At 34.8% G+C, this 16,699-nt stretch carries 13 protein-coding genes and 1 pseudogene; 5 read left to right on the top strand and 9 right to left on the bottom strand.

Annotated elements, in window-relative coordinates; translation table 11 throughout:
* Positions 1–77 precede the first annotated feature (77 nt).
* Complete coding sequence (locus GH741_RS03810; RefSeq protein ID WP_153735416.1) at positions 78–632, bottom strand: flavin reductase family protein; 555 nt, start codon at positions 630–632, stop codon at positions 78–80.
* A gap of 612 nt (positions 633–1,244) precedes the next feature.
* Here GH741_RS03810 and GH741_RS03805 point away from each other — a divergent pair.
* Both GH741_RS03805 and GH741_RS03800 read left to right on the top strand, forming a co-directional pair.
* Positions 1,245–1,607, top strand: coding sequence for a hypothetical protein (locus GH741_RS03805; protein WP_153735415.1), 363 nt, complete (start codon positions 1,245–1,247; stop codon positions 1,605–1,607).
* Between the two features lie 137 nt (positions 1,608–1,744).
* A pseudogene (locus GH741_RS03800) lies at positions 1,745–3,242 on the top strand (MDR family MFS transporter).
* A gap of 58 nt (positions 3,243–3,300) precedes the next feature.
* Here the strand turns inward: GH741_RS03800 and dacB are convergent.
* The 4 genes from dacB to GH741_RS03780 all read right to left on the bottom strand — a co-directional run bounded on the left by dacB (position 3,301) and on the right by GH741_RS03780 (position 8,343).
* Positions 3,301–4,791, bottom strand: coding sequence for a D-alanyl-D-alanine carboxypeptidase/D-alanyl-D-alanine endopeptidase (gene dacB / locus GH741_RS03795; protein WP_240795390.1), 1,491 nt, complete (start codon positions 4,789–4,791; stop codon positions 3,301–3,303).
* 126 nt (positions 4,792–4,917) lie between these two features.
* On the bottom strand, positions 4,918–6,264 hold the full coding sequence (locus GH741_RS03790; RefSeq protein WP_170287552.1) for a DUF4129 domain-containing protein: 1,347 nt from the start codon (positions 6,262–6,264) through the stop codon (positions 4,918–4,920).
* A complete protein-coding gene (locus tag GH741_RS03785; protein ID WP_153735412.1) occupies positions 6,236–7,375 on the bottom strand; it encodes a DUF58 domain-containing protein in 1,140 nt (379 codons plus the stop codon). Before GH741_RS03785 ends, GH741_RS03790 begins: the two co-directional genes overlap by 29 nt.
* Positions 7,372–8,343: an AAA family ATPase gene (locus tag GH741_RS03780; RefSeq protein ID WP_153735411.1), complete on the bottom strand. Its 972-nt coding sequence runs from the start codon at positions 8,341–8,343 to the stop codon at positions 7,372–7,374. Before GH741_RS03780 ends, GH741_RS03785 begins: the two co-directional genes overlap by 4 nt.
* Before the next feature lie 168 nt (positions 8,344–8,511).
* Between GH741_RS03780 and GH741_RS03775 the strand changes: the two genes are divergently transcribed.
* Positions 8,512–8,838 carry a hypothetical protein gene (locus GH741_RS03775; protein WP_153735410.1) on the top strand — a complete coding sequence of 109 codons (327 nt, stop codon included), beginning with the start codon at positions 8,512–8,514 and terminating at the stop codon, positions 8,836–8,838.
* Here the strand turns inward: GH741_RS03775 and GH741_RS03770 are convergent.
* Both GH741_RS03770 and GH741_RS03765 read right to left on the bottom strand, forming a co-directional pair.
* The gene (locus tag GH741_RS03770; RefSeq protein WP_153735409.1) at positions 8,835–9,761 is read right to left on the bottom strand and encodes a VanW family protein; all 927 of its coding nucleotides are present in this window, start codon (positions 9,759–9,761) and stop codon (positions 8,835–8,837) included. The two genes, GH741_RS03775 and GH741_RS03770, sit on opposite strands and share 4 nt — an antisense overlap.
* Before the next feature lie 141 nt (positions 9,762–9,902).
* Positions 9,903–12,593, bottom strand: coding sequence for an EAL domain-containing protein (locus GH741_RS03765; protein ID WP_153735408.1), 2,691 nt, complete (start codon positions 12,591–12,593; stop codon positions 9,903–9,905).
* 276 nt (positions 12,594–12,869) lie between these two features.
* On the opposite strand from GH741_RS03765, the gene GH741_RS21565 reads away from it, so the two are divergent.
* On the top strand, positions 12,870–13,034 hold the full coding sequence (locus GH741_RS21565) for a hypothetical protein (protein ID WP_170287551.1): 165 nt from the start codon (positions 12,870–12,872) through the stop codon (positions 13,032–13,034).
* 57 nt (positions 13,035–13,091) lie between these two features.
* On the opposite strand, the gene GH741_RS03760 is transcribed toward GH741_RS21565, so the two are convergent.
* Both GH741_RS03760 and GH741_RS03755 read right to left on the bottom strand, forming a co-directional pair.
* Positions 13,092–15,242 (bottom strand): type IA DNA topoisomerase, encoded by a 2,151-nt coding sequence (locus GH741_RS03760; protein WP_153735407.1) that lies wholly within the window; start codon positions 15,240–15,242, stop codon positions 13,092–13,094.
* A 538-nt stretch (positions 15,243–15,780) separates the two neighbouring features.
* A complete protein-coding gene (locus GH741_RS03755) occupies positions 15,781–15,990 on the bottom strand; it encodes a hypothetical protein (protein ID WP_153735406.1) in 210 nt (69 codons plus the stop codon).
* A gap of 372 nt (positions 15,991–16,362) precedes the next feature.
* Between GH741_RS03755 and GH741_RS03750 the strand changes: the two genes are divergently transcribed.
* The gene (locus GH741_RS03750) at positions 16,363–16,659 is read left to right on the top strand and encodes a hypothetical protein (protein WP_153735405.1); all 297 of its coding nucleotides are present in this window, start codon (positions 16,363–16,365) and stop codon (positions 16,657–16,659) included.
* Positions 16,660–16,699 lie beyond the last annotated feature (40 nt).

Genomic DNA, 16,699 nt, shown 5'->3' with positions numbered 1-16,699 from the left:
AAAAGAATTAACTAATATTTTACTATGTACCCTGCTCCTCAGAACATGCAGTTAATTATTGGAATTCCTATTCTTCTTCATGTTTTGATTGTTTTAATTTCTGTGTTTATGTCTAATTTCGCATAGGATGAACGTCCTAGATAAAGCGGAATCTCCAATTTATTTAAATCTGGTAATCCGTTCTTAAGGAATAATGATTCATCCTTATAAAAGTATGTAATCTCTCCAACAAACCAATCGTGATCCCCATATCTGTTAACATCAATAGTCTTACACTCATAAGCAATATAGGCATCCTGAAGGATTGGTGCATCTGTCGTTAGCCCACGATCAAATTTAATATTCCTCTTTGTAAACTTATCTGTTGTCTCGCCAGTTAATACACCAGATTCTTGAATAATCGTTGCTTGTTCATAGGGTAAAAAATTAATAGCAAAACTGCCTGCAGCGCTCATTAAACCATGGGTGAATCGTTCTCTTCCTATTGCAACACCATAAATTGGTGGTTGATATGAAATATAAGAATGCCAACCTGCGGCCATTATGTTGTCTTGTCCATCATTTGAAACAGTAACAATAGCAACCATGCCTGGATAACTATGCATGACAGTATTTCTAGTTGATTTCCTCATATAGTCTCTCCTCCTTAGTCTATTGTACTGATATTCACCAATAGGTGTCCATTAATAGACCATTTTCATATTGCCATAAGGACTTAAATGTATTTAGAGTAGAGAGAATTTTGATATGAGCTAGTTATGGGGAGTGATTCCGCACCGGTGGAACTAAGAATACTACGGAATAACAAAATGGTTGGTTAGATATATAACAAACGCTGGTGAGTTGATGAGGGAATGACCCAGTCTTAAACTTCAAAATAAGGCAACAAAGATCTTAACTAACTAGTATTAGCTTTTTTAAAAAACAAAAGGACACTTGTCTAAACAAGTGTCCATGTACGTTTTGCGGCGAAGAACCGTCGACCACATTCGACGTTTAGCACAGATGGCATATCCTTCGTCTTACGCAAAATAGCTCATCGCTAAATTAATATAACATGCCTATTTTAAATGTACAATGGTATATATTTGAAAATCTGAAAAATTACAACTTATAACCATCAATTTGATCCACATTCCCTATTACGGTCGGCAATTTTTTAATGAAAATTAAAACGAACGTCCCTTTTTGCTTTATTATAAATTATAATAGTAGAAGATAGATGAATAATGGAGAGGATAAAGATGGATCAACAGCAACCAGATTATGATTTGGTTTATAAGCAAGATCAATACCGTATTTTTCAAAAAGCTTCATTCTGGTATTGGGGTTTACTACTATTTTTATCAGGATTAGCTTTTTTTTATTTGAATATACTTCCCGCAATTGTTTTAGCTTTCCTTTTATTCACGTTAAGCATACCCATCAATTTGAGAAGATTAATGTACTTTTTAGTTTCTATTGGGATAACTGTCTTATTAATGTTCATTACAAACATAACATTTGCTATCATCATCGGAATCATTGCTACAGTTATTTGCGTGGTTAATAATAAGTATGTGAACCTCAAACAAAAAACTAATAAATACTATAGTAATGCATCTTAGTACAGGCTGTTCAAAAGACTATTATGTCTTCTGTTCAGCTTTTTTATATTCTAATTCAAGTATAACCTAGGTCTTGTACATATTGTTTAAACTGGTACGGTTATTATTTAGTGTAAAAAAATCTTTGAAAGAGGGAAATGTATATGGAAACTCAATTAAATACATCAAAAACAACACATCGTCCTTTAGTACTTGCTTCGCTTGTCATTTCCATGTTTATGGCTGCCATCGAAGGTACAATTGTGGCAACAGCCATGCCTAATATCGTTGGGGACCTGGGTGGTTTTTCCGTATATAGTTGGGTTTTTTCTTCGTTTTTACTTATGCAGGGAGTAACAACCCTAATATATGGTAAGTTAGCTGATCTATTTGGCAGAAAACCAATTTTCATAATTGGTGTTGTTATCTTTTTAATAGGTTCGATTCTATGTGGACTTGCAAAAACAATGACTATGCTTGTTATCTTCCGAATTATTCAAGGAATTGGTGCAGGCAATTCATCCAATTGTAACTACTATTGTGGGGGATATGTACACAATCAAGGAACGTGCAAAAATTCAAGGATATTTGGCAAGCGTTTGGGGGATTTCCTCTGTGATTGGACCTCTACTTGGTGGATTTGTTGTTAGGTATTCCGACTGGGCTTGGATATTCTGGATGAATATCCCCCTTGGAATTATTGGTATTATCGGAATCATTTTTTTCTTCCATGAGAACGTAACCAAAGAAAAAAGATCGATTGATTACCTTGGTTCTGGATTATTCTTTATCTCTATTTCAGCACTTATTATTGTTTTGGTACAAGCTGGCACCAGTTGGAATTGGAACTCCTTACCGGTCATTTTGTTACTTAGTTTGTTTATTGTCAGTGGGCTACTATTTCTATGGCAAGAAAATCGTGCAAAATCGCCAATGATGCCACTCCAAATATGGAACAGTCGTTTAATCGTGATTACTAATCTAGCTACCCTCACCTCAGGAATGATTATGATTGGTTTAGCTAGTTTTCTTCCCACATACGTCCAAGGAGTGATGGGCTATTCAGCCGTAGTTGCAGGATTCACGCTCTGCGCAATGTCAGTTGGCTGGCCAATAGCAGCTACTTCAGCTGGCCATTTAGTACTTAAAATAGGTTTTCGTCCAACTGCTATACTAGGTGGAATCTCCCTAGTTATCGGTGCTTTACTATTCGTATTCCTTGATCAAGGAAAAGGTCCAGTGTATGCCGGTTTTGGATCTTTTTTCGTAGGTATAGGGATGGGACTTACTAGTACTACCTTTATTGTTGCGATTCAAAATAGTGTTGAGTGGAAAAAACGCGGTGTTGCAACATCGCTTAATATGTTTATGCGAATTATTGGAAGTGCGTTAGGTGCATCATTTCTTGGCGGTATCCTAAACATCAATATGAAAAAGACCTTAGCAGAAGAAGGATCAAACCATGCCGTGGAAATCTCGATAGAAAATACTGAATCATTATTAGACGGTGCTCAACTAAATCAACTATCAGTTCAAGCACAGGAGTTATTAAAAGATTCCTTATCGAGTTCACTACATGTTGTTTACCTTACGTTATTTGCGATTGCCATTTTAACATTTGTGATCACCATTTTCTTTCCAAAGCAAGGGACATAGGGACAGGTCCCTTGTCCCCACTCACCCATTTACCCTCTGATGAATCTTTATAAATCAATCACTGTTTAGCTAGTAATGAAACGATGCTATCTTCAACTTTTTTGCCTTTAGATTCATCAACAAGGTTATTTAGAAGAATCGAAAAGATTAACTGTTCTCCGCTTTTTGTTTCAATATAACCGGATAGACCACTAACAGTTGATATCGTACCTGTTTTCGCATGAATATTGGATATACTTGAAGCAGATGTTAATCGATTTCCTAGCGTTCCGCCAACTGTACGATTATTCTCCCCAGCAATTGGTAAGGAGTTAAGATATACAGGAAACCATGATTCCTCTTGAATCGTGTAAAGTAGTTTAGAAAGTTCATTGGCAGGGATTAGATTAATATGCGATATACCTGAACCATCTCTTATGACCAACGTATCTGGATTAACACTAAATTTCGCTATCTCTCGTTCGAGAACTTTAATGCCACTATCCCAGCTACCCTCATCCTCACTGACTTTTCCCATTTCCTTCAAAAGAACCTCCGCATGTCCGTTATTGCTCAGTTTCATAAAGGGAATTAATAATTCAGAAAGCGGCATGGACGAATGGGTCACTAATCTGCTTGTCTGATCATCACTTTCACCAACTTTTGCTATCCCAGTCCAAATAATTCCATATTTTTTCAACGATTGCTTAAATAAATTTAATGCATATCCAGTCGGTTCCCAAACAGATATCCATTCTCTTTCAATTGGAGAACTCTCAGGTATCGTGCCCTTTATAATTATATTGTTTGTTCCATGTTGTCTTATAATAGTAATATCCTTTTTCGTATTAGCAGGCACAGTTATAACATTGTTTTCAATAGAAACATAATCAGTTTTTGGCGTTACAGTAATGGTTGCGTCACTACCAGTTTCTGTTCCCGGTGCAATGTCCACAATAACTGAGCCTGCGTCATAATCTTTATTTGGTGATACTGTTAAAGCAGATACCTGCCCACCGTAATAGGTATGCTCATCACTCCAAATTAAATCAGGTGAATAACGGACATCATCATACCAGCTGTCGTCTGCGATTAGGTCACCCTGAATAACTTTCAAGCCACTTTGACGAAGAACCTTTGCTATTTTTTCAAAATCAGATTTTAGTAGGGTGGGATCTCCTTTTCCCTTTAAAAAAAGGTTTCCATCTAGGGTGTTTCCGTTAATTGAGCCGTCAGTAGTTACTTCTGTCACAAAAGAAAAGTTCTCCCCTAGCACAGATAAAGCTGATGCAGCAGTCAACAATTTCATATTCGAAGCAGGTCTTAATCTCGTGTCTCCTAAGTGATCATAAATAATTTCACCAGTAGAAGCAGATCGAATGCTTACCCCGATCAACGCTCCTTGTAGATTAGGGTCGGATTGAAGAAGTTGATCCAATTGACTAGTAAGTGCCTGATGATCCAAAACGCTATTTGCAAAAGTACTATCCTTTGTTGAATTAGAAAACGTGAACAGAGCACAAAAAGCAATAACAGACAATAAACTTACTTCTACTTTAAGAAATTTCATCAAAACCACCTTATCCATACTAAAAATTAGCAACGGTATCTATTGTTTCCAATTCTCCATATTAATAGTATAAATTTTAGTACTGTCTCATCAAATACCCTTTTATTTTTTATTTGAGACGAACAGCTACTTATTATTACTTATCATATTTATTAGGTCCTTAACCTTTTCATCACTTACTTGAACTCTCCCATACCTTGCCTGTTCATATGATTCTTGTAATTGTGAGAGAACCTCTTTTTTTATAGGGGCTTGTTTATTTATTTCCTCTAATATTTCGCGTGGAGTATGGTAAGGGTGCACTGAATATCCGTTATTTATTTGATTATTGATAAATTGACGGTAAAGGTATCGTACCTTATCCGTGTTGGTTAGATTATCCCAGCTGGCTCTCCGTTTTAATCGGTTAAAAAGCAACTCACTAGCTCTGTTTTTTGTGTGTTTAAGAACATCATCCCAATCAAAAGTTACTTCTTTTTCATCGACATATTCTTGTTCAATAGCTTCCTGATTGTTTATTCGAAGTAATCGATTTAAAAATTGAAAAACCTTTGAAAAAACAGCTGTAATATTACGGTTTAGTTTATTTATTAGATATATAACTAGCATGATTATTGCTAAAATAAGAAGAACTGATACTATAAACAAAAATATCCGTTCAAACCAAACAGCTAGTAATGATTGTTCATTTTCGCCGACGCTTGGGAAAAATTGCATTTCGTTTGGAGAGGGCTGTTCGCCGTTTGATTCTCCACCATCTAATAAAGAAAGTACCCAAAAAAGAGAGCGAAAGATGTTTGAAGTAACACTATATAAAAAATCTTGAAATACTTTAAAATTCGTAATAAATAAAGCTAAACAAAGGGTAAGGATGATGAAAATTCGATTATGTCGCTGAACTGCCCGATTAATCGTTGTTTTATGTGAATTAGATAAGTCAGCTTCCATCAAACGCCTATGATTTGTTATAAATAAGGTAAGAACTATGAGTATAATCCCGCTCCATAAAATCAACCCGGAATATACTGTCAATTTGTTCACGTTTAAGTAGAGAAAGTAGCCACTAAAATAAATAGGTAAACCAACGACCCACATATAAGTAGGCAAAAAAAGCTCATCCCATTCCTGCTCCACATAGAGAAGCCCTCGATAAAGAAAAACAAATGTAAGCAAATAAAAAATAGAAGCCGATACAGTACCACTTCCAAATAAAATTGGCAATACCAAACTAAACAGTGAAATAAAGCTAACATAATACCATTGTTTTTTATTCGTAAAATAAAAGCGAAAGATCATACCGATTAAAGGTAGTAAAGATAGACATATAAACCAGTAAAACATTGAACTGGATGGGACTGTATAAATTGCAATTAGGAGAAGAATCGGAAATACAGTTAGAAATTCAACCATTACCTGTAGCCATTTAACAACGATATACTTACTTCTAGTTACCATATAGAACACCTTCTTCATGGCCATTGGTCTCCTGGCTTACGCCCTCTTTTTGAAGCCATAAAATCTCGACTGAGTTACCAAGTGCTTCTAATTGTCTTATTTGGTGTTTCATTTTAGATGTAAGAATTGATGTTATTAGAAGAATATCTGTATTGGACATAGTCCTTTCAATATCTTCCTGTAAGAAATAATTAAAATTCCTACTTCGATCCATTTTTAGTTTGGCCATGGTATCTAGAATGAAGGTAAGCTGGTTTTGATTGTTTTTGGAACTTATTCTTACAGAATCCTTAACTTTGCCCATCTGCCCAAACGGTTCTACAAGATAGGAGTTACATCCAAAACCGGTACTAATCCCTTTTGAAATAGCGTATTGAGCAACAGAAGCAGCATAAGACAAACCACGTTCCATTAATTCCTCATCTTCAATTGGAAGCCATATATCTTCTGTTTCATCAAAATTCAAATATATCATTAAATGATGATCCGAAGTATAATCTTTTTTACTTACTTGTAATTGATTTGTCCGAGCAGTGGCTTTCCAGTTAATATTATTCATTGAATCACCATAGCTATATTCACGAACCCCTGCATGAAAAAATGGATCCTCAATGATCCATCTTCGAACCACAATATCTCCTAGCCAGCTATGTGAAGGCAGTGGAACATCTTCGATGGAAGAAATTGTTGGATAAACAGTAATATCAGTTAACGCTTGAAACAGTTGAAAATCCTGGCCAAATCCAAAAGCATCTCCAGTTGAAATAGAAACTGTATTAAGGCGATAGTATCCACGTTTTTCACAGGATATCTGGTGACGTCTAGTTACTTTTTGATAAGGCATCAAACTAAACATGGTATGGTGGAATAATTCAGGTTCTCCATCATCATTAACTGAATGGGTAAATTGTAAATGACTATTAATCTTAGAATCTAATCGCACCCAGGGGACTGGTAATATCTTTTTATTTGAAATCTCGTCAATCATCTCTACTTGTTCACCTTCAAAAACTGCCCGTTCACTAAAAGAGCGAGTATAATGAATATTAGTTAATCCCCATTTTTGATAGATATAAGCTTGACCAAGGATACAAAATATCAACACAAAAATAAACCATGCAAGACTCATTTTCTCGTACCCTTTATTAAATCCTTTTCAGTAGGAACAATTATATCGTTTACTAGTTTATCCAAAGTCTTGTCCACTTGTTTGTTCTTTCTTCCCATAAAAGGAGTGAGTGTGATCCTGTGACCTAGAACAGGTTTAACCATTGCCTTTATGTCATCAGGAATGACATAATCTCTACCTTTTAATATTGCATAAACTTGGGTAGCTTTTAGCAAAGCCTGGCTTCCACGTGGACTCACACCCAATTCAATATCTGGATGTATCCTCGTTCTTTCAACAATATCCATTATGTAAAAAAGCATATCATCACTTACATAAACTTGAGAATATAACCGTTGTGCTTCAATTATCTCCTCACTACTTACTACTGCCTCAATTTGATCGAGTGGATTACTCTCTTTAAATCGTTTGAGAATTTCTATCCCTTCTTCTTTGGAGGGATAACCTACATTAATTTTTAACAAAAATCGGTCTAATTGCGCTTCAGGTAAAGGAAATGTCCCGTGACTCTCAATCGGGTTTTGAGTGGCTACTACGATGAATGGTTCAACCAATTGCATAGTATCCCCATCAATAGTTGCCTGTCTTTCCTCCATACTTTCTAGCAAACTTGACTGTGTTCTAGGTGTGGCACGGTTAATTTCATCCGCCAACAAAATATTAGTGAAAATTGGTCCAGGTCTAAACTCAAATTCACCTTGTTTTTGGTTATAAAAATTAATTCCTGTTATATCAGTTGGTAATAAATCAGGAGTAAATTGGATTCGTTTAAAGGAACAACTCAATGATTGAGCTAATGATTTTGCCAATAATGTTTTCCCGGTTCCCGGGACATCTTCAAGTAAAACGTGTCCGGATGATATTAATGCTACTAGTAACTGGTCGACAGTTTCTTCTTTTCCGACGATTACCTTTTCAATATTTTCTTTAACTTTTTCTGCCATTATTGCGATAGTTGTTAAATCCATGGATTGTACTCCTTTTTTGTTAATTTAAAATGGTTCCATTAATAGTATTTAACATACACATCATTTTTTCCTTCAAAATCAATAAACTTTGATGGAAACAAGGATTAAGGTAAACTTTAGATAGATGATTAGATTGATTGACAAAATTTTAGTTAGGAGTGATCCGCTTTGTTTAGCCAACAAATAGCAATCAAGTTGGAAATCGTAGCAAAAAGGGCTTTAAATATCCAGGATAAGGATGGGATGGCAGGAGTTGTATCAACCAATTTCATCGAAAATGAAAAAGGGGCTTTCACTGTTCTTTGTACTGCTTTAGCACCCTATTATTTAAACGCAACCAAGGAAGAAAGGATACCATTAGACAGTATAATTGAAAGATATCGCCATCTCCAAGATTGTGGGATTGAAGAATACTTTAAATCCACTGACCGTGCAGCTGAGGAGCTAACGCTATTACTCAATCACCTTGGAGTCTGGAGTCCTAAAAGTGATTAATCCTCACCTCTTTTAGACTCACGATTGATTTCAAACGGTAATTGTTTTGATGCGTTTGGAATAGATTTTTCTTCATTCCTTATCTGATCAGATGAATAAATAGAAATAATAACTTTCCCATGGACGGTCTTTGCCCGAATAAGAATAGGTTGATTATAATTATTTTCAAAAGAAAAATCCGGTCCATACCAACTTACAGTGGCATCTCGACCTGGTGGTACATAAGGAACATGTCTACTATGGGAATATCGTTGTCCTATTCTCATTCCTGCTTGGTCCACTGCATTATAAAGTGTAGAAGAAACCTGACATATACCGCCTCCTATATCTTCTGCCAATTCTCCTTTAACAATGACTGGGGCTGGTAAGTAACCCTTACCTTCCGTCCTTTTGCCAACAACCTGATTAAAAGAGAAAGTCTCATCTGGAAAGACAACTTCATTATTTATGGCTTCAGTTGCTAATCTAATATTGTGAGATCGCTCCTTGTTACTAACATTAAAATAGGTTACGTACTTACCAATTTGTTTAGATCGAATCGAATCTAGTAACTCGCCGTCTACTTTTGGATAAACCTTCCTTAAAGGTAGTTGAATCTTAGAATAGCTGTTTTTATAAAAAAAATCATAAAATTGCTGAGCGAAAAGATATCGATCAAGAGCATAACCTGATTCACCTGGAACAATTTCCCCTTTTTCATCCATAAAAGCATTAATTGGATCTAGGACTGCTACTTTCTCCAATTTTTCAACAAGCTCATGATACTTTGCTTGATCAATAATAGTTTCATCTAATAAAGGAATCGCAAATTCTGAACGACTTACCTCATCAATCTTTATTCCTCTATGCGATATGAGTAAATTCATTTCAAGAACTGGTTGAATCGTTGTCAGTAACAATAATGATAAAGCAATTGATTTCATCCCATATGACCTCCTTATCTTAGTATTCATCGAATGAAACAATTTCATGTGACTTATCAACTCTTTTTAACAAATTTACCCATCAAAAAAAGCAAAACAATCTAATTGATAGACTGGTTTGCTTTTCATTTTAATAATTATTTATATTTTTTTTAAAAGCCACGGTACACACATATCGTTTAACATGGCATTCATTTCCTCTAAAGGAATAGGTCGACTAAAATAAAAACCTTGCATATAGTGACTTCTAAATCGCATTAACTGCTGAAGTTGTTCCTCTCTTTCAACTCCCTCGAGGACAATTTTCAGATTCAAGTCGTTAGCCATTGTAACTAAAGCCGCTAGTATTGCTGAGGTTGTTGAAGCTGTTCCAATTTCATCAATAAATTCCCTTGCAATTTTAATTGTGTCTATTGGTAATTGAGTTAAGTAAGAAAGGGAAGAGTAGCCCGTTCCAAAGTCATCTAAGGCAACCTGTACCCCTAACCTCTTTAATTCAAACAGTTTTCGAATAGCTATATCCATATTGTTAATAGCAATTGCCTCTGTAATTTCAATAACTAAGAAACTTGGATCAAGCTCACATTCGTCAAGTACTTCTTTTACCTTAGTTGTAAGGTTCTCTTCTTTATAAAACTGCTGTGGGGATATGTTTACGGCCATGTAGATAAGAATACCTTGCTCATGCCATATTTTTAGTTGTTTGCAAGCAGTTCTCAGCACCCATTCATTTAAAGGAAATATAACTCCTGTTGCCTCTGCTAGAGGTATAAAATCAGCTGGTGAAATTAATCCAAACTCAGGGTGATTCCATCGAACTAATGCCTCGACACCGTAGATTAAGCCGGTATCTGTTTCAATTTGCGGTTGGTAATACACTTCTAGCTCTTCGTTTGCTATAACTGAGTAAATATCCTTCTCTATTGCCAATTTTCTAAGGGATTTATCATCACTCAATGGCTTGTAAATACGATAATGGTTTTTACCTTGATACTTCACACGATACATCGCTTTATCCGCATTTTTTAACAAATCTTCACTACTCGATGCGTCTTCTGGATAGATAGAAATACCTATACTTGGGGTTACCGAAACCTTACCCTGGTTAATCAAGAAAGGTTCATTTAAATGTTTCAAGAGTACTTCAGCATGACCACTAATTTCTTCACTTTGATGAATTCCTTTGAGAAGGATGATAAACTCATCTCCACCATGTCTAGCAGCAATATTATCAGTTGATAAACATTGAGTTAGCCGTTCTGCAACCGATACAAGCAAATCATCCCCAACTGAATGGCCAAGTGTATCATTGATTAGCTTGAAATGATCAAGATCAAGAAAGAGGACACCAAGCATTGATTTATTATTATCTGCCTCAACAATCGCCTGATTAAGTAAGGTTTCAAAATGTCTACGGTTGGGTAATCCGGTTAATGAATCATGGTATGCAAGATGATTAATTTTCTCCTCCGTCTCTTTCATCTGAGTTACATCCTTAGCAATTCCAAATACTCCATTTACTTTATCCATTATAAAAATAGGAATGTAGTTAATGCTTAAGTATTGATTTTCTCCTTTTTTATTCTTTATACCAATTTCAAAATATTGGGGCTTACCTTCTTTTGCATAAATAAAATAATTGAAAACCCTTGTCACTATTTTTTGTGGAAGAATGTTTGAGAGATTTAATGTTTCCAATTCAGATTCTTCTAGACCAGTCATAGATAAAAATTGAGGATTAGCTGTCTTAAAATTACCCTCTAAGTCTAAAGAAAATACAGCATCAGTATGGTGTTCAAATAATGACCGATACCTTTGTTCGTTAACTGTTAATTCTCTTGCTTGCTTTCTATATTTTAGTAATAGATCGCGGTTATCAACTATGACAATTATTTGCCTGCATATAATGAGAGATATAGAAATAATGGCACCTAACATAATAGAAGTAGATGAACTACCTTCAAATAACAGAAAACCAATTAAAACAGCTACACCAATATATGGAACTGAAATTCTTAAAAATAAATTTCTTTCATTGATAAGAACACTTTTTCTTTTTTTCGTAATTACCATGGAATCGGTATCTGCTTTATCATATTGGCGACCTGCCATAGCAATAAGTAATACCGAAAGGTAAAATATTGGATCAATCAGGCTCCACGAACTGTACTGATCTGAAAGTTGCAAGTAGAGGTAAGAAGAATTAGCGATTACTTGTGTCACTAATCCAGCGAAAAGTAATAGTAGGCTTTTTTGTTTCAATAAATCAGTACTGCTCAAGTAAATGCTAGTAGCTAAAAGCAAAATAGCCAAGTCTCCCATTGGGTATCCTAACATAAAAAGAAGATATGGTTCATTATGCATAGAAATGTTGATAATTGGCCTAACTAGATAATGCCAGCTAAAAGCTGAAGCAACAGTCATTACAACCACCAAATCAAACAGGTATCGTACTGCTGATACAGTTCTAGTCTCCTTAAACATCTTGTAAATAAAAGCCATAAATAAAAGGGAGTAATTCAACAAATAAAAGAAGTCTGGGTATCCTGGAAAAGGTATTGCTAATTGAAAAAGGTATTCATAAACATCCCAAATTATTTCACCAATGAAACTACTTAAATACCCAATAGAAAATAATAACCAAAATATTTTTTCTTCATTACTACTACGTCGTGATGCCTTGAACAACCAGAAAGCAGCAATTAGAGGAATGAAAGAAGTAATAATACCACCGATTAAATGAATCATATCATCATTTCTCCCAAATATAATCGTGATATAGGATGCAATCAAAAATAAAACAATAAAAGATATATTTTTCTTAAAAACCATTGGTTTTCACCCGCTCTTCGCTTTTTGTCCGGAGATAACAAGTAAATTAGTTTATTATGTAGGTATAGTTCTTTGTTACTATATTACCATATTAAATTATCAAATGGACGTGAGATTTGTCGACAGTTGTACAAATTTGCTTTGACTGATTAATAGTATGTATTTGAAAGATATGAGTTAAGTTTAGTTGTAACCATTCACTCTTGTATTTTTAACATTTCTCTATCTATAAATTTTAAGATACTCGGAAGACTAATAAAGATAGGAGGTTTGATGATGGATAAAAAGAAAAAAACAGAAAAGGTAGAACCAAAAGTGGCACCTGGTATCGATCCTGATGAATCCTACGGAGAAAATGCAACGGAAACGGATATGAACAAAGATGATTCAACAACCGTTACTCGGCTGTCTTATGATGAGTATGATCCTAGCGATACTTAGAAGGATAAGTAAAAGTGAAGAGTCTTCTAAACACTCTTCACTTTTAATAACTTTTTCTTACTTCTTAAATTCCATTTTCCAACTATAATAATCATTTGCTGGATTTTTTTCATATCTCAAGTAAGCATCAAATTTGTTCCCCTTTTTACTTGTTAAGCCTTTAACATGGGCGACATTATCTTTTAATAGCATCTTAACCATTGATTTTGTTGCTTTCTTTTTCATTGCGCCTAGAAATTTGTCATTTTTCCAAACGACAAATTTGCAGCCTTGTTTCCAGTTACTGCAACCAAATCCTTTTACTCCTTCAATAATACTATTCCCACATGCCGGACATTTCCCTAACACCTCTTTGGTAATAGAATTTTGTTCAGTGGAAAGTTGGTTGATTGTCACGTCAGCATCACCCTTTATTGTCTGAACAGACTTGCTTGTAAATGAAAAAACTAATCGGAGGAAGTCGTCTTTATTCACTTGTTCTTTTTCTATGTCAGCTAATGACTTTTCGAGTCGACCGGTAAACTCTAGGTCAAATAAGTCCTTAATTGGAAATGTTTCAACGAGTTTTTTACCCAAATCCGTGCATAATAAGTTCCGTGATTCGGATGTTATATACCCTACATCCTTAAGTTTTTTCATTGTGTCTGCTCTGGTTGCAGGTGTGCCGATACTGAACCCTGTTAATACCTCTTCAACGTCATCTTCCTTATATCCTTTTCCACACGTTTCCATCACTCTTAACAACGTTTTTTCTGTATGATATTTCGGTGGCTTCGTTGCATGGGATGATATCTCGTATTCTAGCAATTGCACATGGTCATTTACTTGTACCTGAGGCAAAAGGGTATCCTTGGATTGGATTTTTTCAACCTTTTTCCATCCCTCCACAAGCTGCACTTTTCCTTTAGAAATGAAGACACCGGTTACTAGCTCTGCATCAACTATTTTGGTGGTCAGCTTTGTTTCCTCATGTTCAGCAATTGGCATAAACTGGGCAATGAAACGATTTTTAATTGCAGAATAGACAGTCTCTTCATCCATCGTTAAGCGGTTTGGCAACACATAAGTAGGTATAATCGCACTATGACTCTCTACCTTTGCATTGTTAAACACTCGTTTTGATTTAATGAACTTTACCTCGTCCTTGTAAACAAAATTTTCCGTTAACGCCTTTAGTACACTTGCTGTTTTAGCAACTAAACTTTCTTCTAATGCAACACTGGAGGTTCTTGGATATGTAATGAATTTTTTCTCATAAAGTGTCTGGGCTACCTTTAACACTTTATCAGATGTCCACCCTTTATATTTACTAGTGATGAATCCTTGTAAATTGGAAAGATTAAATAAAAACGGTGGAAAATCCTTTTTACGCTCTATTTGCTTATCGACGATCATTGCTTCCTTATTTTCAATATCCTTGGCTATTTCTTCTAAATTTTCTTTTTTCTTAAATTTTTCCTGGTCATTTTCGGTGTATGAGCCCTGATAGTCTTTTCCTTCAGTCGTTTGAAACGTTGCAGTTAGCTTAAAATAGTTTTCTGGCTTAAACTGCTCTATTTCTTTGTCACGATCATAGATGATTTTAAGGGTCGGAAGGAGTACACGTCCAATATTAAGGGCCTTACCTTTACCTTTTTGATATTTTAACGTTGCAACAGATGTTAGATTTATCCCAATTACCCAGTCTGCCCATTGCCTGCTAATCCCTGCGTCCTTTAAGGGCTTCATCTCGTCATTGGATTTCATCTTTTCTATACCCTGGAGTACTTCTGCTTGTGTCCATTCATTTAACAACAAACGGTATACTGGCTTTTTAACCTTTTGATATTCAATAATACTATCGCCTATTAATTGTCCTTCACGATCATAGTCACAAGCGGAGATAATCATATCTACATCGTTTCTCTTGATTAAGGATTGAATCGTTTTTAGTTGTTTATACGCTCCACTATCAACTCTCCCCTTACTTCTCGGACTACTCTTCACCTTATACTGAAATTTCGGTGGGATAAATGGAAAGTTATCCATTTTCCAACTTGCCATTTTACTATCGTAATCCTTGGCATCAAATAGCTGCAACAAATGGCCGAACGCCCACGTAATCAAATAGTTATTTCCCTCAAAATAACCATCCTTTTTCGTTTTTATTTTCAATGCATCTGCAATGTTTTTTGCGACAGAGGGTTTTTCTGCAATAATTAATCTCATAGGTTATCACCAATCTTTTAGAATACTAGACTTACTATTTTATCATACTCCACATCTTTTATATGTTTAGATCTACATATAATACATTTTGTTTTGTAAAGTACAGACAAAAGAAAGGGTTATCATTTTTTCGCAGGAAGGATATAAACTACTTCTTTAGGAGTATGGAAATGGGGAACCTACAATCAGTTTATTTATTAGTTCTAAAATTCTACAAAAGTTGCTATAATCCTTCAACTTCTAAATAAAAAAATACAGTTAATGACGTATGTTCGTAGCTATACAATATTAGTAAAAGTTGAGCCAACTGATTTTTAGTGAGCGAGGAAAAAGCTAGCCACTATTCCCTAATTGAGAATAACCAGCTAGCCTGTTAGTTTGATTTATTAACTAGTAAGTGACCACTTTTTAAAACAATCAAGCCACGTTGACTTTGGAATTGTTCAGTCGCAATAACAATCCACTCTACAATTGAAGGTGCATTATCAAATAGATAGCAGCGAATGCCCACATTGAACAAGACTTGCTCATCAGAAGGTTATAATATATTATTCCACCAAAACACTAGACTTACTAATACAGCAATTCCTACAATTGCACTTTTTACAGCATATGGCAATCGATTAGGAATAAATGTAAGTGCTAATACAACAAATAAACCAGCTGAAAACATATAGATCACTGCGTATAATAACAAACCAACTAAGTTGTCTATTGGTAACTGCATTGACTCTTTAATAAAATCCAAAATCTTCACCTCATTTTCAGGAAAAATAGCATGATAGTCAGCAAAATTCAATTATCTTATGTATAAATCAACAAAATATTATTATCATTTAAATTTTACTGTTTTTTAAATAAAAGTAAACCCCTAACTTCTCAAAAATAGGAGCAGGGGTAGTCAACACCTGTTGTGGTGTAGTTTACTTCACTTGGTTTTTTAAAAATAATTGCTGATGGCATGTCATCGGTTTTGGTTTTGATTCAGTAAGTCATTAGATTAAAGGTTTTATAAAAATATAATTACATGTAACCAACTGTTAAAAGATTTCGACTAATAAGTATTACTACAAGAAAAAAACAAATAGAGTTCACATTTCACACGAAAGGAGTGAATTTAATGGATCTTATTCGAGTATTACTTTTCTGGGGAATTATTGTATTTGCATGGATTATTTCCAACCGAGTTGGAGTTGGTCTGTTGAAAAAGTCGAAAAACTTTTGGCTTTCATTAGTAATTTCAATCGCTGTTTCTTTAGTGGTTATTATTCCGTCAGGCTATTATTGGTATTTAACAGAGCCCGATTCAATTGGCAAAGGTTTAAGTGTATTTGTCTATCAAACGTCATTTGTATTGATTTGCTTGTTGAACATTGTTCTACTTTGGAAATTTTTCAAGAAAAGCCAAACGAGATAAATAAGTTAAAAAGGAGCTGATTTTCACGCTCCTTAAATTA

Source organism: Aquibacillus halophilus (genome assembly GCF_009649745.1).
GTDB lineage: Bacteria > Bacillota > Bacilli > Bacillales > Amphibacillaceae > Aquibacillus > Aquibacillus halophilus.
The sequence above is the reverse complement of the archived record's forward strand: the minus strand, read 5'-3'. Positions and strand labels throughout refer to the sequence as shown.